At 77.4% G+C, this 23,601-nt stretch carries 3 protein-coding genes and 1 pseudogene; all 4 read left to right on the top strand.

Annotated features, from left to right (window positions below; translation table 11 throughout):
• Positions 1 to 11,450: SDR family NAD(P)-dependent oxidoreductase (locus ACH5AR_RS32110; RefSeq protein WP_396305060.1), on the top strand; the 11,450-nt coding region annotated here is incomplete at its 5' end.
• 143 nt (positions 11,451 to 11,593) lie between these two features.
• On the top strand, positions 11,594 to 17,005 hold the full coding sequence (locus tag ACH5AR_RS32115) for a type I polyketide synthase (protein ID WP_396305061.1): 5,412 nt from the start codon (positions 11,594 to 11,596) through the stop codon (positions 17,003 to 17,005).
• A 19-nt stretch (positions 17,006 to 17,024) separates the two neighbouring features.
• Positions 17,025 to 22,322 (top strand): annotated as a pseudogene (locus ACH5AR_RS32120) (SDR family NAD(P)-dependent oxidoreductase); the annotation flags it as partial.
• A 32-nt stretch (positions 22,323 to 22,354) separates the two neighbouring features.
• A complete protein-coding gene (locus tag ACH5AR_RS32125) occupies positions 22,355 to 23,560 on the top strand; it encodes an FAD-dependent oxidoreductase (RefSeq protein ID WP_396305062.1) in 1,206 nt (401 codons plus the stop codon).
• Positions 23,561 to 23,601: the final 41 nt, after the last annotated feature.

The raw sequence follows: 23,601 nt of genomic DNA on the forward strand, positions 1-23,601 counted from the left end.
CCGCGCCTCGCCCGCCGGCCGGGTGGGGCGCCCGCACCCCCGGCCCCGGCCCCCCGCCGGCGGACCGGGGGCGGCCCCCCGCGGGGGGCCGGCGGGGGGGGGGGGGGTCCCCCCCCCCCCGCGGCTGGGACACCGACCGCCTGCTCGGCGGCAGCGCCGACGGCACCGGCGCCTCGTACGTCAGCGAGGGCGCGTTCCTGTACGGGGCGCCGGAGTTCGACGCCGGCTTCTTCGGGATCAGCCCGCGCGAGGCCCTCGTCATGGACCCGCAGCAGCGGCTGCTGCTGGAGACCTCCTGGGAGGCGATCGAGCGGGCCGGGATCGACCCGCACACGCTGCGCGGCAGCCGGACGGGCGTGTTCGCCGGCACCAACGGGCAGGACTACGCGGCCCTGGTGACCAGGGCGCCGGAGGCGGCCGAGGGCTACCTGGCCACCGGCATCGGCGCCAGCGTGGTCTCCGGCCGGATCTCGTACACCTTCGGGCTGGAGGGCCCGGCCGTCACCGTGGACACCGCGTGCTCCGCCTCGCTGGTCTCCCTCCACCTCGCCGTCCAGGCGCTGCGCCAGGGCGAGTGCTCGCTCGCCCTGGCGGGCGGGGTCACCGTGATGTCGACCCCGCTGTCCTTCGTCGAATTCTCCAAGCAGCGCGGGCTCGCCCCGGACGGCCGCTGCAAGGCCTTCGCCGAAGCCGCCGACGGCACCGGCTGGGGCGAGGGCGCCGGCATGCTGCTGCTGGAGCGGCTCTCCGACGCCCGCCGCAACGGGCACCCGGTGCTCGCCGTGGTTCGCGGCAGCGCCGTCAACCAGGACGGCGCCTCCAGCGGCCTGACCGCCCCCAACGGCCCCTCCCAGCAGCGGGTCGTGCGCCAGGCCCTGGCGAACGCCCGGCTCTCCACCGCCGACGTGGACGCCGTCGAGGCGCACGGCACCGGCACCCGCCTGGGCGACCCGATCGAGGCCCAGGCGCTGCTGGCCACCTACGGCCAGGACCGCGAACTGCCGCTGCTGCTGGGCTCGGTGAAGTCCAACCTCGGCCACACCCAGGCCGCGGCGGGCGTGGCCGGCGTGATGAAGATGGTGCTGGCCCTCCAGCACGGCGTGCTGCCGCGGACCCTGCACGTGGACGCGCCGTCCTCCCAGGTGGACTGGACGGCCGGATCCGTCGAGCTGCTGACCGAGCAGCGGGCGTGGCCCGAGACCGGCCGCCCGCGCCGGGCCGGCGTCTCCTCCTTCGGCGTCAGCGGCACCAACGCCCACGTCATCATCGAGCAGGCCCCCGAGGAGCCGCCCGCCGGGCAGGCGAGCGAGCTGCCCGCCGGGGAGCAGCCCGCCGCTGCGGCACCGGCGCCCGCCCCGGGCCCGCTGCCCTTCCTGCTCTCCGCCCGCACCGACCGCGCCCTGCGCGCCCAGGCGCTGCGGCTGCGCGAGCACCTGGAGACGGACCCGGCCCCCGCCGACCTCGCTCTCTCGCTGGCGGTCTCGCGCTCCCGGTTCACCCACCGCGCGGCCGTCGTCGCCGGGAACACCGCCGAACTGGCCTGCGCGCTGGAGGCGTTCGCGGCGGGCGAGGAGCCGGCCCGGGTGGTCTCCGGCACCGCCGACGTGACCGGCAAGACCGTCTTCGTCTTCCCCGGCCAGGGCTCCCAGTGGGCCGGCATGGCCGTCGAACTCCTCGACACCGAACCGGTCTTCGCCCAGCGCATCACCGAATGCGCCGACGCGCTGGCCGAGTTCACCGACTGGAACCTGATCGACGTCCTCCGAGGCACCGACGGCGCCCCCGGCTACGACCGCGTCGACGTCGTCCAACCCGCCCTGTGGGCCGTCATGGTCTCCCTCGCCACCCTCTGGCAGGCCCACGGCGTCCACCCCGACGCCGTCATCGGCCACTCCCAGGGCGAGATCGCCGCCGCCACCGTCGCCGGCGCCCTCACCCTCCACGACGCCGCCCGCGTCGTCGCCCTGCGCTCCCAGGCCATCACCGCCATCGCCGGCCACGGCGGCATGGTCTCCATCGCCCAACCCGCCCACCACCTCGACCTCACCCCCTGGCACGACCGCATCTCCGTCGCCGCCGTCAACGGCCCCGCCTCCACCGTCGTCGCCGGAGACGCCGACGCCCTCGACGAACTCCAGGCCGCCCTGGAGGCCGAGGGGGTGCACGCCCGCCGCGTCCCCGTCGACTACGCCTCCCACTCCGCCCACGTCGAACAGCTCCAGGACGAACTGCTCCGCCTGCTCGCCCCCGTCGCCCCCCGAACCTCCCAGGTGCCCTTCTACTCGACGGTGGACGACGCCTGGCTGGACACCGCGGAGCTGGACGCCGCCTACTGGTACCGCAACCTGCGCCGGACCGTCCGGCTGGAGCAGGCCGTGCGCGCGCTCGCCGCCGACGGGCACGCCTTCTTCGTCGAGGCCAGCCCCCACCCGGTGCTCGCCCCCGCCGTCCAGGACACCCTGGACGCCGCCGGGGCCACCGCCGTCGCGACCGGCACCCTGCGCCGCGACCAGGGCGGGCCCGCCCGGTTCCGCACCGCGCTCGCCGCCCTGCACGTGCGGGGCCGCGAGGCCGACTGGCCGGCCCTCCTCCCCGGCGCGCGCCGGATCGCCCTGCCCACCTACGCCTTCCAGCACGAGCGCTACTGGCTGGACGCCACCGGCGCCGTCGGCGACGCCGCCGACCTCGGCCTCGGCTCCGCCGCGCACCCGCTGCTCGGCGCCTCGCTCTCCCTCGCCGACGGCGACGGCCTGCTGCTCACCGGCCGGCTCTCGCTGCGCACCCACCCCTGGCTGGCCGACCACGCCGTGCTCGGCTCCGTGCTGCTGCCCGGCACCGCCTTCCTCGACCTGCTGGTCCACGCCGGGGACCAGGCCGGCTGCGACCGGGTCGAGGAACTCGCCCTGGAGAGCCCGCTGGTGCTCCCCGAGACCGGCGGCATCGCCCTCCAGCTGCGGGTCGGCCCGGCCGACGACAGCGGACGGCGCGAGGTCACCGTCCACTCCCTGCGCGAGGACGCGCCGCCGGACGCGCCCTGGGTCCGGCACGCCAGCGGGTGGCTCGCCCGGGCCGGCGCGCCGGCCGCCGCCGAGGAGCTGACGGCCTGGCCGCCGGCCGGCGCCACCGCCGTCGACCTCGACGGCTACTACGAGCGGCTGGCCGCCGGCGGCCTCGGCTACGGCCCGGCCTTCCGCGGCCTGCGGGCCGCCTGGCTGGACGGCGACGACGTCTACGCCGAGGTCGCGCTGCCCGAGGAGCAGCGCTCCGGCGCCGAGCGCTTCGGGCTGCACCCGGCGCTGCTGGACGCCGCCCTGCACGCGCTGGGCTGCGCCGCGGACGGCGGCGAGGGCCTGGACCTGCTGCCGTTCGCCTGGAGCGGTGTGACCCTGCACGCCGCCGGCGCGACCGAGCTGCGCGTACGGCTCAGCCGCACCGGCCGGGACAGCGTCTCGCTGCTGGCCGCCGACCGCTCCGGCGCCCCGGTGGCCACCGCCGACTCCTTCGTGCTGCGCCCGATCGGCGCCGTGGGGGCCGCCGCCCGCGACACCACCGCCGACGCGCTGTTCCGGCTCGACTGGACGGCCGTGCCGCTGCCCGAGGAGGGCGTCGAGCCGTACCGCGCCGACGGCCTGGACGCGCTGCCCGCCGAGGTGCCGGCCACCGTGCTGGTGCCGGTCGAGGCGCCCGCCGGGGGCGCCACCGCGGACGGCGTGCGGGCCGTCACCCACCGGGTGCTGGCGCTGCTGCGGCAGTGGCTCGCCGAGGAGCGCTTCGCCGACTCCCGGCTGGTGCTGGCCACCACCGGCGCCGTCGCCGCCCGCCCCGGCGAGGACGTCACCGCCCTGGCCTGCTCCGCGCTGTGGGGCCTGGTGCGCTCCGCGCAGTCCGAGAACCCGGACCGGATCGTCCTGGTCGACCTGGACGGCACCGCGGCCTCGGCCGCCGCACTGCCCGCCGCGCTCGCCACCGGCGAGCCCCAACTCGCCCTGCGCGAGGGGGCGGTGCTGGCCGCACGGCTGGCCCGCGCGGCCGGCTCCGGCGCGCTCACCCCGCCCGCCGGCACGCCCTGGCGCCTGGACACCACCGGCCGCGGCACCCTGGACAACCTCACCCTGGCCGCCTGCCCGGAGACCCTGGAGCCGCTCGCCCCCGGCCACGTCCGGGTCGCGATGCGCGCCGCCGGGCTCAACTTCCGCGACGTGCTCAACGCGCTCGGCATGTACCCGGGCCAGGCCGGCCTGCTCGGCAACGAGGGCGCCGGCGTCGTCCTGGAGGTCGCCGAGGACGTCACCTCGCTCGCCCCCGGCGACCGGGTGATGGGCATGTTCGCCGGCTCCTTCGGCACCACCGCGGTCACCGACCACCGGCTGCTGGTCCGGATCCCGCGGGGCTGGGGCTTCACCGAGGCCGCGTCCGCCCCGATCGTCTTCCTCACCGCCCACTACGCGCTGACCGACCTGGCCGGGCTGCGGGCCGGGGAGTCCGTCCTGGTGCACGCCGCCGCCGGCGGCGTGGGCATGGCCGCCGTCCAGCTCGCCCGCCACCTGGGCGCCGAGGTGTACGGCACGGCCGGCACCGGCAAGTGGGACGCGCTGCGGCCGCTCGGCCTGGACGACGCCCACCTGGCCGGCTCCCGCACCCTGGACTTCGGCCGGGAGTTCCTGGCGGCCACCGGCGGCCGCGGCGTGGACGTCGTCCTGAACGCGCTGGCCGGGGAGTTCGTCGACACCTCGCTCGCCCTGCTGCCCCGCGGCGGCCGGTTCGTCGAGATGGGCAAGACCGACATCCGGGACGCCGAGGAGGTCGCCCGGCGGCACCCCGGCGTCGCCTACCGCGCCTTCGAGCTGTTCGAGGCCGGCCCGCAGCGCATCCGGGAGATGCTCACCGAGCTGGTCGAGCTGTTCGAGTCGGGGGCGCTGCACCCGCTGCCGATCACCACCTGGGACGTCCGCCGCTCGGTCGACGCCTTCCGCCACGTCAGCCAGGCCCGGCACACCGGCAAGGTCGTGCTGACCGTCCCGCCCGCGGCCGACCCCGACGGCACCCTGCTGATCACCGGCGGCACCGGCGTGCTGGGCGGGGTGCTGGCCCGGCACCTGGTCGCCGAGCACGGCGTGCGCCACCTGCTGCTCACCAGCCGGACCGGCCCCGACGCGCCCGGCGCGGCCGAGCTCACCGCCGAACTCACCGCCCTCGGCGCCACCGTGACCGTCGCCGCCTGCGACGCCGCCGACCGCGAGCAGCTCGCCGCCCTGCTGGCCGCGATCCCCGCCGAGCACCCGCTCACCGGCGTGGTGCACACCGCCGGAGTGCTCGACGACGGCGTGATCGGCTCGCTCACCCCGGAGCGGATCGACGCGGTGCTGCGCCCCAAGGTCGACGGCGCGCTCAACCTGCACGAGCTGACGCTCGACCGGGAGCTGGCCTGCTTCGTGCTGTTCTCCTCCGCCGCCGGCGTGCTCGGCGGCGCGGGCCAGGGCGGCTACGCCGCCGCCAACACCTTCCTGGACGCCCTCGCCCAGCACCGCCGCGCCCGCGGCCTGGCCGGCTCCTCGCTCGCCTGGGGCCTGTGGGCGCAGCGCAGCAGCATGACCGGGCACCTGGACGCCCGGGACGTCGAGCGGATGAGCGAGGGCGGCATGACCCCGCTCGGCTCGGAGCTCGGCATGGCCCTGTACGACGCGGCCGCGCTGCGGGACGAGCCGCTGCTGCTGCCCGCCGACCTCGACCTGTCCGCCCGGCGCGGGCGCGGGCCCGTCCCGGCGCTGCTGCGCGGCCTGCTGCGGGCCCCGGCCCGGCGCAGGGCGGAGGCGGTGTCCGGGCCCACCGGCTCGGCGCTGGCCGGCCGGCTGGCCGCGCTCGGCGAGGCGGACCGCACCGGGCTCCTGCTGGACCTGGTGCGCGGCCACGCGGCCTCGGTGCTGGGGCACGGCTCGGCGGAGGCGATCGAGGCCGACCGCGCGTTCAAGGACCTCGGCTTCGACTCGCTGACGGCGGTGGAGCTGCGCAACCGGCTCACCACCGCGACCGGGCTGCGGCTGCCCGCCACCCTGGTCTTCGACCACCCGTCGCCGACCGCGCTCGCCCGCCACCTGCGGGCCCGGCTGCTCGACGACCAGGCCCCGGCGGCCGCCGGCACGGCGCCGGCCCCGGCCGGCCGGGAGGCGGACGCCGACGGGGACGCCGTCGCGATCGTCGCGATGGGCTGCCGCTACCCCGGCAAGGTCGCCTCGCCCGAGGACCTGTGGCGGCTGCTGCTGGAGGGCGGCGACGCACTCGGCGGCTTCCCGGGCGACCGCGGCTGGGAGCCCGGCGGCCAGGGCGGCTTCCTGTACGACGCGGCCGGGTTCGACGCCGAGTTCTTCGGCATCAGCCCGCGCGAGGCGCTCGCCATGGACCCGCAGCAGCGGCTGCTGCTGGAGACCTCCTGGGAGACCTTCGAGCGGGCCGGCATCGACCCGGCCTCGGTGCACGGCACCCGGGTCGGCGTGTTCACCGGCACCAGCGGCCAGGACTACGCCTCGCGGCTGCGCCGCGTCCCCGGCGAGGTCGAGGGCTACCTGGGCAACGGCAGCGCGGCCAGCGTGATCTCCGGCCGGGTGGCGTACACCTTCGGGCTGGAGGGCCCGGCGATCACCGTGGACACCGCCTGCTCCTCCTCGCTGGTGGCCCTGCACCTGGCGGCGGCCGCGCTGCGCCGCGGCGAGTGCGACCTCGCCCTGGCCGGCGGCGTGGCCGTGATGTCCACCCCCGGCCTGTTCGCCGAGTTCGACCGGCAGGGCGGCATGTCGGCGGACGGCCGCTGCAAGGCCTTCGCCGCCTCCGCCGACGGGACGGGCTTCGCCGAGGGCGTGGGCGTGCTGCTGGTCGAGCGGCTCTCCGACGCCCGCCGCAACGGGCACCCGGTGCTCGCGCTGGTGCGGTCCACCGCGATCAACCAGGACGGCGCCTCCAACGGGCTGACCGCCCCGAGCGGCCCGGCGCAGGAGCGGGTGATCCGCGAGGCGCTGGCCGCCGCCGGCCTCGGCTCCGCCGACGTGGACGCCGTCGAGGCGCACGGCACCGGCACCCGCCTGGGCGACCCGATCGAGGCCAACGCCCTGCTCGCCACCTACGGCCAGGACCGCGAACTCCCGCTGCTGCTCGGCTCGCTGAAGTCCAACATCGGCCACGCCCAGGCCGCCGCCGGCGTCGGCGGCATCATCAAGATGGTGCTCGCCATGCGGCACGGCGTCCTCCCCCGCACCCTGCACGTCGACGAGCCCACCCCGCACGTGGACTGGACGGCCGGCGCGGTCGAACTCCTCACCGAACAGCGGGCATGGCCCGAGACCGGCCGCCCGCGCCGGGCCGGCGTCTCCTCCTTCGGGATCAGCGGCACCAACGCCCACGTCATCATCGAGCAGGCCCCCGAGGAGGGCGCCGAGGAGCCCGCCGCGCCGACCGGGCACGGCACCCTGCCGTTCCTGCTCTCCGCCCGCTCCGAGCGGGCGCTGGCCGCCCAGGCCGAGCGGCTGTCCGCCTTCCTGGCCGAGCACCCGGAGACCGCCCTGCCGGACCTCGCCCACTCGCTGACCGCCTCCCGGGCCGCGCTGCCGCACCGCGGCGCGGTGGTCGCCCGGGACCGCGAGGGCCTGCTGGAGGGCCTGGCGGCGCTGGCCGCGGGCCGCGGCCTGCGCGGCACCGCGGCGAGCGGCCGGACGGCCTTCCTGTTCACCGGCCAGGGCGCCCAGCGCCCCGGCATGGGCCGCGAACTGTACGACGCCTACCCGGAGTTCGCGCAGGCCTTCGACGCCGTCTGCGCCGAGCTGGACCGGCACCTGGAGCGGCCGCTGCGCGAGGTGGTGTTCCAGGAGGGCGAGCTGCTCGACCGCACCGGCTGGACCCAGCCCGCCCTGTTCGCCGTCGAGGTCGCCCTCTACCGCCTGGTCGAGTCCTTCGGCCTGCGGCCGGACTTCGTCACCGGGCACTCCGTCGGCGAGCTGGCCGCGGCCCACGTCGCCGGCGTGCTCTCGCTGGCCGACGCCGCCCGGCTGGTCGCCGCCCGCGGCCGGCTGATGGAGCGGCTCCCGGCCGGCGGCGCGATGGTGGCCGTCCGCGCCACCGAGGAGGAGGTGCTGCCGCTGCTCGGCGAGCAGGTCTCGCTGGCCGCCGTCAACGGCCCCGAGGCCGTGGTGGTCGCCGGGCAGGAGGACGCGGTGCTGGCCGTCGCGGCCGCGCTGGCCGAGCGCGGGCGCAGCACCCGGCGGCTGCGGGTCAGCCACGCCTTCCACTCGCCGCTGATGGACCCGATGCTGGCCGAGTTCCGCGCCGTCGCCGAGTCGCTGACCTACCACCAGCCGCTGATCCCGCTGGCGGCCGAGGTCACCGACCCGGAGTACTGGGTGCGGCACGTCCGCGAGGCCGTCCGCTTCCACGACACGCTGCTCGGGCTCGCCGAGCGCGGCGTGACCACCTTCCTGGAGCTGGGCCCGGACGCGGTGCTCACCGCGGCCGGCCGGGAGAGCCTGCCCGGCTCCGGGGTCGCGCTGATCACCGCCCAGCGGCGGGACCGCTCCGAGGAGCGGACCCTGGTCGAGGCGCTGGCCGCGCTGCGGCTGCGCGGCGCGGCCGTCGACTGGTCGCGCCTGCTGCCCGGCGCCCGCCGCACCGAGCTGCCCACCTACGCCTTCCAGCGCGAGCGGTACTGGCTGGAGGACGCCGAGGGCCCGGTCGGCCTGGCCGGGGCCGGTCTCGGCTCGCCGGAGCACCCGATGCTCGGCGCGATGACCGAACTGGCCGACGGCACGGGCTTCCTGTTCACCGGCTCGCTCTCCGAGCGGACCCACCCGTGGATCGCCGAGCACGGGGTGATGGGCCGCACCGTCGTCCCGGGCGTCGCCTACGCCGAACTGGCCCTGCACGCCGCCGAGCAGGTGGGCTGCGACCGGGTCGAGGAGATCACCCACCTGGCGCCGCTGGTCCTGCCGCGGACCGGCAGCGTGCTGCTCCAGCTGCGGGTCGGCCCGGCCGACGCACAGGGCCGGCGCCCGCTGACCGTGCACTCCCGGCCGGAGGACGCCGCCGAGGGCGAGTGGACCCACCACGCCGACGCCGTGCTCGGCACCGGCGCCGGCGCCCCGGACTTCGACCTCCGGGCCTGGCCGCCGGCCGGCGCGCAGGAGGTCGACCTGACCGGCTTCTACCGGCGCGCGAGCGACACCGGCTTCGCCTACGGGCCGCTGTTCGCGGGCCTGAAGGCGCTCTGGCGGCGCGGGGACGAGGTCTTCGCGGAGGTCGCGCTGCCCGAGGAGGGCCGCGCCGCGGCCGCCCGGTTCGGCATCCACCCCGGCATGTTCGACGCGGTGCTCCAGGCGATGGCCGCCTCCACCCTGCTGGAGCGGATCTCCACCGACGAGGCCCCGCACGGCCGGCTGCCCTTCGCCTGGACGGGCGTCGAGCTGTACGCCTCCGGTGCGGCCGCCGTCCGGGCCCGCCTCACCCCGGCCCGCGCCGGCGGGGTGGCCTTCGCCGTCGCCGACGCCACCGGCGCGCCGGTCGCCTCGGTGGAGTCCCTGGTGATGCGTCCGGTCTCGCCGGAGGCGATCCGCGGGGCCGGCGCCGGCGGGCGGGACGCCCTCTACCGGGTCGAGCCGGCCGAGCTGCGGCTGCCGGCCGCCCCGGCGGCCCCCGCCGACTGGGCCGTGCTCGGCGAGCCGGCGTTCGGCCTGCCGGGCCGCCCGCACCTGGCGGCGCTGGCCGAGGACGCCCCGCACACCGTGCTGGTGCCCTGGACGGCCGAGGGGCCGGGCCCGCTCGCCGAGCGGGTGCACGCCGCCGCCGGCCGGGCGCTGACCCTCCTCCAGGAGTGGCTCGCCGACGAGCGCTTCGCCGACTCCCGGCTGGTGTTCGTCACCCGGCACGCCGTCGGCCCGGACCTGCGGGACCTGGCGCACGCCCCGCTCTGGGGCCTGGTGCGCTCGGCGCAGGCCGAGCACCCCGACCGGTTCGTCCTGGTCGACCTGGACGGCGAGGAGGCCTCCGCGGCCGTCCTGCCCGCCGCCCTGGCCACCGACGAGCCCCAGCTGATCGTCCGCCGGGGCACGGTGTCCGCGCCGCGGCTGGCCCGGGCCGGCGCCGGGGCCGCCACCGGGGCCCCGGCCCTGCGCCCGGACGGCACGGTGCTGGTCACCGGAGCCACCGGGGCGCTCGGCCGGCTGGTCGCCCGGCACCTGGCCACCGCGCACGGCGTGCGGCGCCTGCTGCTCACCAGCCGCAGCGGCCCCGACGCCCCGGGCGCCGCCGCCCTGGCCGACGAGCTCACCGCGCTCGGCGCCGAGGTCACCCTCGCGGCCTGCGACGCGGCCGACCGGACGGCCCTGGCGGCACTGCTCGCCGCGCACGAGGTCACCGCCGTGGTGCACACCGCGGGCGTGCTGGACGACGGCGTGCTCGACGCGCTCACCCCCGAGCGGGTCGCCGCCGTACTGCGCCCCAAGGTGGACGGCGCGGTCAACCTGCACGAGCTGACCGCCGGGCGGGAGCTGGACGCCTTCGTCCTGTTCTCCTCCGTCGCCGGGGTGCTCGGCGCCGCCGGGCAGGCCGGCTACGCCGCCGCCAACACCTTCCTGGACGCCCTGGCGCACAGCCGCCGCGCGGCGGGCCTGCCGGGCACCGCGATCGCCTGGGGCCCGTGGCTGCTGGACGACCCGGCGCACGCCGGCATGGCGGGCGGCCTCGGCCGGGCCGACCTCGGCCGGCTCGCCCGCGGCGGGATGGCCCCGCTGCGGGCGGAGCAGGGCCTGGAGCTGTTCGACGCCGGCCGGGCCGGCGCCGACCCGCTGGCCGTCGCCGTCCGGCTCGACCCGGCCGCCTTCCGGGGCGGGGACGTGCCGCCGATGCTGCGCGGCCTGGTCCGCGCCCCGGGCCGGCGGGCCGCCGAGTCCGGCGGCGGCCAGGACCCGGCCCGGCGGATCGCCGGCCTCTCCGGGGAGCACCGCACCCGGGCCCTGCTCGACCTGGTCCGCACCCGGGTCGCGGACGTCCTCGGACACGCCTCGGCGGAGTCCGTGCAGGCCGACCGGGCGTTCAAGGAGATCGGCTTCGATTCGCTGACCGCCGTGGAGCTGCGCACCCGGCTGCACGAGGCGACCGGGCTGCGGTTGCCGGCCACCCTGGTGTTCGACTACCCGACCCCGGCGGCGCTGGCCGGCTTCCTCGACGAGCGGCTGCCCCGCGAGGGCGCGCCCCGGGAGGAGCCCGTCCTCGCCGGACTGGACCGGCTGGAGGCCGCCCTGGAGCGGCGGCTCGCGGACGGCCACGCGCTCGACGGCCTGTCCCCGCGCCTGCGGGCCCTGCTCGACCGGCTGGACGGCCCGGGCGCCTCCGGTGCCGCACTGGCCGGCGACGACAGCGACCTCGACGCCGCCTCCGACGACGAGCTCTTCGCCCTCGTCGACTCCCTGGACTAGCCCAGGCCACGCCGCCGGGCCCGCCCCCCTTGCCGGGGCGCGGGGCCCGGCGGCTCCCCCGGACACGCCCGGCGGCGGCCGCGGCCCCGCCCCGGAGCCGGACCACCCCGGCAGCCACCACCCGTAGCAGGAAGTGATCTGAGATGGCCAACGAAGACCAGCTTCGCGAGTACCTCAAGCGGGCGGTGGCCGATACCCGGAAGGCCCACCGGCGGCTCAAGGAGCTCGAGGACGAGCGCCACGAGCCGATCGCGATCATCGGCATGGCCTGCCGCTTCCCCGGCGGGGTGCGCAGCCCGGAGGAGCTGTGGCGGCTGCTGGCCGACGGGACGGACGCGATCTCGCAGTTCCCGACCGACCGCGGCTGGGACCTCGACGCGGTGTACGACCCGGACCCGGGCGCCGCGGGCACCAGCTACACCCGCCACGGCGGCTTCCTGGACGGCGCGGCCGGCTTCGACGCCGGGTTCTTCGGGATCAGCCCGAACGAGGCGCTGGCGATGGACCCGCAGCAGCGGCTGCTGCTGGAGACCTCCTGGGAGGCCGTGGAGCGCGCCGGCATCGACCCGCAGTCGCTGGCCGGCGGCCGGACGGGCGTCTTCGTCGGCACCACCTCCCAGCTGTACGGCACCGGTTCGGACATCCCCGAGGGGGTGGACCTGTACCTGGGCACCGGCACCACCGCCAGCGTCACCTCCGGCCGGATCGCCTACCACTTCGGCCTGGAGGGCCCGGCGGTCTCGGTGGACACCGCCTGCTCCTCCTCGCTGGTCGCCCTGCACTGGGCGGCCCGGTCGCTGCGCCAGGGCGAGTGCACCACGGCGCTGGCCGGCGGCGTGACGGTGATGTCCAACCCCGGCATGTTCGTGCTGTTCAGCCAGCAGAAGGGGCTGGCCCCGGACGGCCGCTGCAAGGCCTTCGCGGGCGCCGCCGACGGCACCGCGTGGAGCGAGGGCGTCGGCATGCTGATGCTGGAGCGGCTCTCCGACGCCCGCCGCAACGGCCACCGGGTGCTCGGCCTGATCCGCGGCAGCGCCGTCAACCAGGACGGCGCCTCCAACGGCCTGACCGCCCCCAACGGCCCCTCCCAGCAGCGGGTGATCCGGCACGCGCTGGCCGACGCCCGGCTGTCGGCGGGCGAGGTGGACGTGGTGGAGGCGCACGGCACCGGCACCACCCTGGGCGACCCGATCGAGGCCCAGGCACTGCTGGCCACCTACGGCCAGGACCGCGAACTGCCGCTGCTGCTCGGCTCGGTGAAGTCCAACATCGGCCACACCCAGTGCGCCGCGGGCGTGGCGGGCGTGATCAAGACGGTGCTCGCCATGCAGCACGGCGTGCTGCCCCGGACCCTGCACGTGGACGAGCCCACCCCGCACGTGGACTGGTCGGCGGGCGCGGTGGAGCTGCTGACCGAGGAGCGGGCGTGGCCCGAGACCGGCCGCCCGCGCCGGGCCGGCGTCTCCTCCTTCGGCGTCAGCGGCACCAACGCCCATGTGGTGCTGGAGCAGGCCCCGCCGCCGCAGTCCCCGCCGGACGGCGCCCGCCCGGTGGAGCCGTCCTCGCTGCAGGCCCCCTCGGCACAGGCACCGTCGGCCGGCCCGGTCGCCCTGGCGTTCTCCGCCAAGAGCCCGGCCGCTCTGCGGGACCAGGCCGCGCGGCTGCGCGAACTGCTCGCCACCGGAACGGGGTTCACCCCCGCCGACCTCGCCTGCGCGCTGGCCGCGTCCCGCTCGGCCTTCGCCCACCGCGGCGCGGTGGTCGGCGCGAGCGCCGAAGAACTCCACGACGCCCTGGGGGACTTCGCCGCCGCGACGGCGGAGGTGACCGGCAGGACGGTCTTCGTCTTCCCCGGCCAGGGCTCCCAGTGGGCCGGCATGGCCATCGAACTCCTCGACACCGAACCGGTCTTCGCCCAGCGCATCACCGAATGCGCCGACGCGCTGGCCGAGTTCACCGACTGGAACCTGACCGACGTCCTCCGAGGCACCGACGGCGCCCCCGGCTACGACCGCGTCGACGTCGTCCAACCCGCCCTGTGGGCCGTCATGGTCTCCCTCGCCGCCCTCTGGCAGGCCCACGGCGTCCACCCCGACGCCGTCATCGGCCACTCCCAGGGCGAGATCGCCGCCGCCACCGTCGCCGGCGCCCTCACCCTCCACGACGCCGCCCGCGTCGTCGCCCTCCGCTCCCAGGCCATCACCGCCATCGCCGGCCACGGCGGCATGGTCTCCATCGCCCAACCCGCCCACCACATCGACCTCACCCCCTGGCACGACCGCATCTCCGTCGCCGCCGTCAACGGCCCCACCTCCACCGTCGTCGCCGGAGACGCCGACGCCCTCGACGAACTCCTCGAACAACTCACCGCCGACGGCATCCGCGCCCGCCGCGTCCCCGTCGACTACGCCTCCCACTCCGCCCACGTCGAGGCCCTGCAAGACGAGCTGCTCACCGTCCTGGCCGACCTGCGGCCGCAGGCCCCGCGGATCCCGTTCTGGTCCACCCTGGACAGCCGCTGGCTGGACACCGCCGCCTTCGACGCCACGTACTGGTACCGCAACCTGCGCCACCCGGTGCAGCTGGACACCGCCGTCCGCGCCCTGCTCGCCGAGGGCTTCACCACCTACGTCGAGACCAGCCCCCACCCCGTCCTCGTCCCCGGCCTCCAGGAGACCCTGGACGAGACGACCACCCCCACCGTCACCACCGGCACCCTGCGCCGCGACCAGGGCGGCCTCGCCCGCTTCCTGACCTCCGCCGCCGGGCTGTGGACGCACGGCGTGCCGGTGGACCTCACCGGCCGGCTGTCCGGCACCCGCCCGGTCGACCTGCCCACCTACCCCTTCCAGCACGAGCGCTACTGGCTGGAGCCGTCCTCCGGCACCGGGGACGTGACGGCGGCCGGCCTCGACGCCACCGAGCACCCGCTGCTCGGCGCCGCCCTGCCGCTGGCCGAGGGCGACGGGGTCGTGCTCACCGGCCTGCTGTCGCTGCGCACCCACCCGTGGCTGGCCGACCACGCCGTCTCCGGCACCGTCCTGCTGCCCGGCACCGCCTTCGTGGAGCTGGCCGTGCGCGCCGGTGACGAGGTCGGCTGCGGTCTGGTCGAGGACCTGGCCATCGAGGTCCCGCTGGTCCTGCCGGAGCGCGGAGCCGTCGTCCTCCAGACCGTGGTCGGCGCGCCCGACGAGGCCGGCCTGCGGCCGGTGGCCGTCTACGGCCGGCCCCAGGACGCCCCGCACGGCGAGCCGTGGACCCGGCACGCGGGCGGCCTGCTCGCCGCCGACGAGGCGCGCCCGCCCGCCGAGCAGGCGGTCTGGCCGCCCGCCGGCGCCGCCGCCGTCGACCTGGACGGCTTCTACGAGCGCCTGGCGGCGGCCGGGTACGGCTACGGCCCGGTGTTCCGGGGCCTGGCCCGGGCCTGGCGGCTCGGCGAGGAGGTGCACACCGAGGTCCGGCTGCCGCAGCAGGCGCACGCCGACGCGGACCGCTTCGGCCTGCACCCCGCGCTGATGGACGCCGCCCTGCACGGCATGGGCCTGGCCCGCCGGGAGGGCGCCGCCGAGGGCAACGGCCTGCCGTTCGCCTGGAGCGGTGTCCGGCTGCACGGCACCGGCGCGAAGGCGCTGCGGGTGACGCTCTCCCCGGCCGGCCCGGGCTCGGTGTCGCTGGCCCTGTACGACGAGACCGGCGCCCCGGTGGCCTCCGTCGCCTCGCTGGCCGTCCGCACGATCTCCGCCGGGCAGCTGCGGGCCGCCCGGCGCGGGCAGCGGGACGCGCTCTTCGGGATCGAGTGGGCCCGGGTCGCGCCGGGCGACGGCGCCCGGCCGCAGCGCTGGGCGGTGCTCGGCGCCCCCGGGGCCGTCCCCGGGCTCCGGCCGGACGGCCTGGCCGGCCTGGAGCGCCTGGACTCGCTCTCCGGGGCCGGGGCCGCGCCGGAGGTGCTGCTCCTGCCCGCGCCGGCGGCCGCCGCCGACTCCCCGGTGGAAGCCCACCGGGTGGCCGCCGAAGTCCTGGGCCTGCTCCAGGAGTTCCTCGCCGAGGAGCGGTTCTCCGGCACCCGGCTCGCGGTGCTGACCGGGGGCGCGGTCGCCGCCGCCGAGGGCGACCGGCTGCCCGGCCTGGCGCACGCCCCGCTGTGGGGCCTGCTCGGCTCGGCCCAGGCGGAGCACCCCGAGCGGTTCGTCCTGGTCGACCTGGACGGCACCGCCGACGCCGCCGCCGTCCTGCCGCCCGCGCTGGCCTGCGGAGAACCCCGACTGGCCGTGCGCGCGGGCGAGCTGCTCGCCCCCCGGCTGGTCCGGGCCGCGCCGACCGCCACCGCCCGTCCGCTCGACCCGGCCGGCACGGTGCTGGTCACCGGCGGCACCGGCACCCTCGGCACCCTGCTCGCCCGCCACCTCGTCACCGAACACGGCGTGCGCCACCTGCTGCTCACCAGCCGCAGCGGCCCCCACGCCCCCGGCGCCGACCACCTCACCGCCGAACTCACCGCCCTCGGCGCCACCGTCACCGTCACCGCCTGCGACACCGCCGACCGCCACCAGCTCGAAACCCTGCTCGCCGCAATCCCCGCCGACCACCCCCTCACCGCCGTCGTCCACACCGCCGGAGTGCTCGACGACGCCGTGATCGAGAACCTGACGCCCGAGGCGCTCGCCCGGGTGCTGCGGCCCAAGCTCGACGCCGCCGCGCACCTGCACGAGCTGACGGCCGGGCTCGACCTCGCCGCCTTCGTCCTGTTCTCCTCCGCCGCCGCCACCTTCCCCAGCCCCGGCCAGGGCAACTACGCCGCCGCCAACGCCTACCTGGACGCGCTGGCGGCCCGCCGCCGGGCGGCCGGGCTGCCCGCCCAGTCCCTCGCCTGGGGCCTGTGGGCGCAGCCCAGCGGCATGACCGGCCACCTGGGCGAGGCCGAGCTGGAGCGGATGAGCCGGGGCGGCACGGTCCCGCTGTCCGAGCGCGACGGGCTCGCCCTGTTCGACGAGGCGCTGGCCGTCCCCGCCCCGCTGGTGGTGCCGGCCGGGCTCGACCTCGCGGCGCTGCGCGGCCGCGCACCGGTTCCGCACCTGCTGCGCGCCCTCGTCCGGCCGGCCGCGCGGCGCACCGCCCGCTCCCGGTCGGCCGAGGAGGGCGGCCGGCTGGCCGAGCGGCTCGCCGCGCTCTCCGAGGCGGACGGCCGCCGGGCCGCGCTCGACCTGGTGCGCAGCCAGATCGCCGGGGTGCTCGGGCACTCCTCGGCCGAGCAGGTCGATCCCGAACTCCCCTTCAGCAAGCTCGGATTCGACTCGGTGACGGCCGTGGAGCTGCGCAACCGGCTCCACCAGGCCTCCGGTCTGCGCCTGCCGGCGACGGCGGTCTTCGACTACCCGACCGCCACCGCGCTGGCCGAGCGGATGCGCGCCCTGCTGCTGCCCGAGGAGCGGGCCGACGACGGCGCCGCCGAGGAGCGGGCCGCCGAGCAGGCCCGGGCGGCCGAGATCGACGGCATGGACATCACCGACCTGGTCGAACTGGCGCTGGGCACCTCGGTGGACCCCGCGGGCGTGTGAGGAAGAGGACAGCATGACGACCCCCCAGGAGCGGATCGTCGAGGCGCTGCGCGCCTCGCTCAAGGACAACGAGCGGCTCAGGAAGCAGAACGAGCGGCTGGCGGCGGTCGCCGACGAGCCGATCGCGATCACCGGGATGGCCTGCCGGCTGCCCGGCGGAGTGCGCACGCCCGAGGACTTCTGGCGGCTGCTCACCGCGGGCGGCGACGGGATCGGCCCGTTCCCCGCCGACCGCGGCTGGGACCTCGGCGAGGAGAGCGCCACCGCCCAGGGCGGGTTCCTGTACGACGCGGCCGAGTTCGACCCCGGCTTCTTCGGCATCGGCCCGCGCGAGGCGCTGGCGATGGACCCGCAGCAGCGGCTGCTGCTGGAGGCCTCCTGGGAGGCCGTGGAGCGGGCCGGGATCGACCCGCTCACCCTGCGCGGCAGCCGGACGGGCGTGTTCGCCGGCGTGATGTACCACGACTACGCCGCCCGGCTGGGCGAGGTGCCCGACGAGGTCGCCGCCTACCTGGGCAACGGCAGCGCGGGCAGCGTCGCCACCGGCCGGGTCTCGTACGCGATGGGCCTGGAGGGCCCGGCCGTCACCGTGGACACCGCCTGCTCCTCCTCGCTGGTGACGATCCACCTGGCGGTCCAGGAGCTGCGCCGCCGGGGCTGCGACCTGGCCCTGGCGGGCGGCGTCGCGGTGATGTCCACGCCTGGGCTGTTCGTGGAGTTCACCCGCCAGAAGGGCCTGGCGGCGGACGGCCGCTGCAAGGCCTTCGCGGACGCGGCGGACGGCACCGGGTTCTCCGAGGGCGTCGGCATGCTGGTCCTGGAGCGGCTCTCCGACGCCCGGCGCAACGGGCACCCGGTGCTCGCGGTGCTGCGCGGCAGCGCCGTCAACCAGGACGGCGCCTCCAACGGGCTGACCGCCCCCAACGGCCCGGCCCAGGAGCGGGTGATCCGCCAGGCGCTCGCCGCCGCGGGCCTGACCGCCGCCGACGTGGACGCCGTCGAGGCGCACGGCACCGGCACCCGGCTGGGCGACCCGATCGAGGCCCAGGCGCTGCTGGCCACCTACGGCCAGGAGCGCGAACTGCCGCTGCTGCTGGGCTCGGTGAAGTCCAACATCGGCCACACCCAGAGCGCGGCCGGGGTGGCGGGTGTGATCAAGACGGTGCTGGCCCTGCGGCACGGCGTGCTGCCCCGGACCCTGCACGTGGACCGGCCGTCCTCGCACGTGGACTGGTCGGCGGGCGCGGTGGAGCTGCTGACCGAGGAGCGGGAATGGCCCGTAACCGGCCGCCCGCGCCGGGCCGGCGTCTCCTCCTTCGGGATCAGCGGCACCAACGCCCACGTCATCGTCGAGCAGGCCCCCGAGGAGCAGCCCGCCGAGGGGCAGAGCACCGAGGCGCCCGCCGCGCCGAGGGCCACGCCCGCGCCCTGGCTGCTGGCCGGCCGCACCGAGGCCGCCGTACGGGCCCAGGCCGGGCAGCTCGCCGCGCACCTGGCGGCCCACCCCGGGCTCGGGGCCGCCGACGTCGCCCACTCGCTGGCCACCGGCCGTTCCGCCTTCCCGCACCGCGCCGTGGTGGTCGACGCGGACCGCGGCGCGCTGGAGGCGTTCGCGGCGGGCGAGGAGCCGGCCCGGGTGGTCTCCGGCACCGCCGACGTGACCGGCAAGACCGTCTTCGTCTTCCCCGGACAGGGCTCCCAGTGGGCCGGCATGGCCGTCGAACTCCTCGACAGCGAACCGGTCTTCGCCCAGCGCATCACCGAATGCGCCGACGCGCTGGCCGAGTTCACCGACTGGAACCTGACCGACGTCCTGCGCGGCACCGACGGCGCCCCCGGCTACGACCGCGTCGACGTCGTCCAACCCGCCCTGTGGGCCGTCATGGTCTCCCTCGCCACCCTCTGGCAGGCCCACGGCGTCCACCCCGACGCCGTCATCGGCCACTCCCAGGGCGAGATCGCCGCCGCCACCGTCGCCGGCGCCCTCACCCTCCACGACGCCGCCCGCGTCGTCGCCCTGCGCTCCCAGGCCATCACCGCCATCGCCGGCCACGGCGGCATGGTCTCCATCGCCCAACCCGCCGACCACATCGACCTCACCCCCTGGCACCACCGCATCTCCGTCGCCGCCGTCAACGGCCCCGCCTCCACCGTCGTCGCCGGAGACGCCGACGCCCTCGACGAACTCCTCGAGCGCTGCACGGCCGACGGCATCCGCGCCCGCCGCGTCCCCGTCGACTACGCCTCCCACTCCGCCCACGTCGAGAAGCTCCAGGACGAACTGCTCCGCCTGCTCGCCCCCGTCACCCCCCGCACCGCCGCCACCCCGTTCTGGTCCACCGTCGACAGCCAGTGGCTGGACACCACGACGATGGACGCCGCCTACTGGTACCGCAACCTGCGCCACCCGGTACAGCTGGACACCGCCGTCCGCGCCCTGCTCGCCGAGGGCTTCACCACCTACGTCGAGACCAGCCCCCACCCCGTCCTCGTCCCCGGCCTCCAGGAGACCCTGGACGAGACGACCACCCCCACCGTCACCACCGGCACCCTGCGCCGCGACCAGGGCGGCCCGACGGCCTTCCTGACCTCCGCCGCCCAGCTGCACGTCCGGGGCGTCCCCGTCGACTTCTCCCCCGCCTTCGCCGGCGGCCGGCGGATCGACCTGCCCACCTACCCGTTCCAGCGCACCCGCTACTGGCTGGAGGGGCCCCGCGAGGACGCCACGGCCGGCGCCCTGTTCCGGACGCTCTGGCGCCCCGTCGGCGGAGCCCGCACCGGCCGCCCGGACGGCCCGATCGGCGTCCTCGGCACCGCGCCCGGCGCCACCGACGGGCTGGTCCACTACCCCGACCTGGCCGCCCTCGCCGCCGCCGACACCGTCCCCGCCACCGTCCTCCACCACCTGCCCGCCGCCGCGGGCCCGGACGCCGGGCTGCCCACGGCCGTACGCGCCGCCGTCAACGGCACCCTCGACCTGCTGCGCGGCTGGCTCGCCGAGCCCCGGCTGGCCGGCTCCCGCCTCGTCCTGGCCACCCGCCGCGCCGCCGGCCCCGGCCTCGACGACCTCGCCCTGGCCCCGGTGTGGGGCCTGGTCCGCTGCGCGCAGGCGGAGTACCCGGGGCAGTTCGCCCTGCTCGACCTGGACGGCTCCGCCGCCTCCGCCGCGGCCGTCCCCGCCGCCCTGGCCACCGACGAGCCCCAGCTGGTGCTCCGCGAGGGCGTCCCGTACGCGGCCCGGCTGCTGCCCGTCCCCCGGGAGGCGGCCCGTCCGCTCGACCCGGCCGGCACGGTGCTGGTCACCGGCGGCACCGGCACCCTCGGCGCCCTGCTCGCCCGCCACCTCGTCACCGAACACGGCGTGCGCCACCTGCTGCTCACCAGCCGCAGCGGCCCCCACGCCCCCGGCGCCGACCACCTCACCGCCCAACTCACCGCCCTCGGCGCCACCGTCACCGTCACCGCCTGCGACACCGCCGACCGCCACCAGCTCGAAACCCTGCTCGCCGCAATCCCCGCCGACCACCCCCTCACCGCCGTCGTCCACACCGCCGGAGTGCTCGACGACGGGATCGTGGACGCGCTCACCCCCGAGCGGGTGGACACGGTGCTGCGGCCCAAGGTGGACGCCGCCGTCCACCTGCACGAGCTGACCGCCGGGCTCGACCTGGCCGCCTTCGTCCTGTTCTCCTCCGCCGCCGCCACCCTGGGCAGCGCCGGCCAGACCAGCTACGGCGCGGCCAACGCCTTCCTGGACGCGCTCGCCGAACGCCGGTGCGCCCAAGGCCTGCCCGCGCAGTCGCTCGCCTGGGGCCTGTGGGCCGAGACCAGCGGCATGACCGGCGCGCTGGGCGAGGCCGGGCTGGAGCGGATGGTCCGCGGCGGGGTCCCCCCGCTCTCCTCCGCCGAGGGCCTGGCCCTGTTCGACGCCGCGCTGGCGGCCGGTGACGCCACTCTGGTGACCGCCCGCCTCGACCTGCCCGCCATCGGCCGCCGCGCCGCGCCCGGCCCGCTGCCCGCGCTGCTGCGCGACCTGGCCGCCCCGGCGCCGGGGCGGCACCGGGACCACCGGGCCGGGACGGACCTCCCCGAGGACTCCTCGGGGCCGTCCGCCGCCGAGCGGCTGGCCGAACGGCTGGCCGGCGCCGGGGAGGCGGAGCGGGAGCGGGTGCTGCTCGACCTCGTCCGCGGCGCGGTGGCCGGGGTGCTCGGCCACGCCGGGCCCGAGGAGGTCGAGCCGGGGCGGCGGTTCCTGGAGCTGGGCTTCGACTCGCTGACGGCGCTCGCGCTGCGCAACCGGCTCAACGCGGCCACCGGGCTCCGGCTGGCCACCAGCCTGATCTACGACCAGCCCTCCCCGGCCCTGCTCGCCGCGCACCTGCGCGAGCACCTCACGCAGCGGCCCGACGGCACCGCGGCCGGGCCCGACGACACCGCGGCCGGGCCGGGTGGCACCGCGGGCGGGGCCGGAGCGGCCGGCCCGCTGGCGACGCTCTACTGGCAGGCCTGCGAGCGGGGCTCCTCGATGGCGGCGCTGGACCTGCTCAAGGCCGCCGCCGCCTGCCGCCCCGCGTTCCGGGCCGGCGACGCGGCCCCGGCCGGCGAGCCGGTCCGGCTCGCCGAGGGCCCGGACGGCCCGGTGCTGGTCTGCCTGCCGTCCTTCGGACCGGTCTCCGGCCCGCACGAGTACGCCCGGTTCGCCGCCGCCTGCCGCGGCCACCGCGCGGTCCTGGTGCTGCCGCAGCCGGGCTTCCTGTCCGGCGAGCTGCCGCCCGCCGACCTCGACGCGCTGGCCGACCTGCACGCCCGCTCCGTCCTGCGGCACACCGACGGGCGGCCGTTCGTCCTGCTCGGCCGCTCGGCCGGCGGCTGGACGGCGCACGCGGTGGCCGCCCGGCTGGAGCGGCTCGGGGCCGCCCCGGCCGGCCTGGCCCTGGTCGACAGCTACGCCCCGGACTACGACCAGCTCCCGCTGCTGGAGCCGTCGATGTCCGCCGCGATGAAGGACCGCGAGTCCGCCTTCGCGCTCGCCGACGACACCCGGCTGGCCGCGATGGGCGCGTACCACCGGATCTTCGCCGGCTGGCGCCCGGAGCGGATCGCCGCACCGACCCTGCTGGTGCGGGCGGCCGACCCGTGGACCGAGGAGATCCGGGAGTCGGCCGGCTGGCAGGCCGTCTGGTCCCTCCCCCACACCGCCGTGGACACCCCCGGCGACCACTTCTCGGTCCTGGAGGACCACTCCGCGACCACCGCGCGCACCGTGCTGGCATGGCTGGCCGACGCCGTCGAGCCCGCCCTCGCGGCCGGCCGCTGACCCACCGTCACAACCTCCCCAGGAGACAGGCAATGAAGATCGTCATCATCGGTGCCGGGCTCAGCGGCGTCGCCTCCGCGCTGGCGCTCACCCGCACCGGCCACGAGGTCGAGCTGTACGAGCAGGCGGACGAGCTCCGCAAGGGCGGCTACGGGGTGATCCTGTGGCCGAACGCCACCGGCATCCTGGACGAGCTGGGCATCGACCACCGGGACCTCGGCCACCGGCTGGACCGGGTGGACATCACCTCGGAGACCGGCCAGCCGCTGGTCAAGGTCGACCTCGACCGGATCGCCCGCGACTTCGGCTCGCCGAACAAGGTGATCCGCCGCAGCGAGCTGGTGGAGGTACTGGCCGCGGCCCTGCCGCCGGGCGTGCTGCGCTTCGGCGCCCGCGCGGCCGCCGTCGAGGAGCCCGCACCGGGCACCGACGGGCCGGTCGCGATCACCTTCGAGGACGGTCGCCGGGTCGAGGCCGACGTACTGCTCGGCGCGGACGGCCACCGCTCCTTCGTCCGCAAGCACCTCTTCGGCTTCTCCCCGGCCGAGCACACCGGCTGGGCGACCTGGCACGGCACCACCCCGCTGCCGGTGGAGCTGACCGACAGCAACCGGGTGCAGACCATGGCCGGCGAGCACGGCCTGTGCGTGATGCACCCGCTCGGCGAGTCCATGCTCTACTGGGCCTTCGAGACGCCGTGGGCGGACGGCGACGCGGTGCCGCCCGGCGCGCCCGGCTCCCCCGACGGGACGGGCCCGACCGGCGCCGACGGCAAGCCGCAGTCCGCGGTGGCCAACCTGCGGGCCCGGTTCGCCGGCTTCGCCTCCCCGCTGCCCGAGCTGCTGGAGTCGATCACCGACGACGACATCCAGGTCTTCCCGCACATCCTGCACCAGGTCCCCAAGCAGTGGGGCCGCGGACCGGTGACGCTGGTCGGCGACTCGGTGCACGCCGTCCCGCCGCGCACCGGCATGGGCGCCAACCAGGCCCTGGAGGACGCCTGGGTGATCGGGCGGACGCTGAACGGCCAGGGCTCCCCCGCCGAGATGCTGCGCCGCTACGAGAAGATCCGCCGCCGCCGGATCAAGCTGCTCTACCACTACGCCGCGGCGACCGGGAAGCAGGGCCAGTCGGTGCCCGGGCTGTTCAAGCGCTCCAAGGACGGCATCTCCTTCACCGGGTTCCAGCGCTTCCAGATCAAGGCCTTCAGCACCTACCTCAACGCCAAGCCCCGCTGACCGCACGCCCGTTCGCGTCCGTCCGTCCCCACAGAGAGAGC

The sequence above is a fragment of the Kitasatospora sp. NPDC018619 genome, from assembly GCF_044391605.1.
Classification (GTDB): Bacteria; Actinomycetota; Actinomycetes; order Streptomycetales; family Streptomycetaceae; genus Kitasatospora.

What these genes read in the sequence shown, in the direction of transcription:
- ACH5AR_RS32115 (WP_396305061.1), top strand. Translation starts at nt 11,594, where the DNA reads ATGGCCAACGAAGACCAGCTTCGCGAGTACCTCAAGCGGGCGGTGGCC.
- ACH5AR_RS32125 (WP_396305062.1), top strand. Translation starts at nt 22,355, where the DNA reads ATGAAGATCGTCATCATCGGTGCCGGGCTCAGCGGCGTCGCCTCCGCG.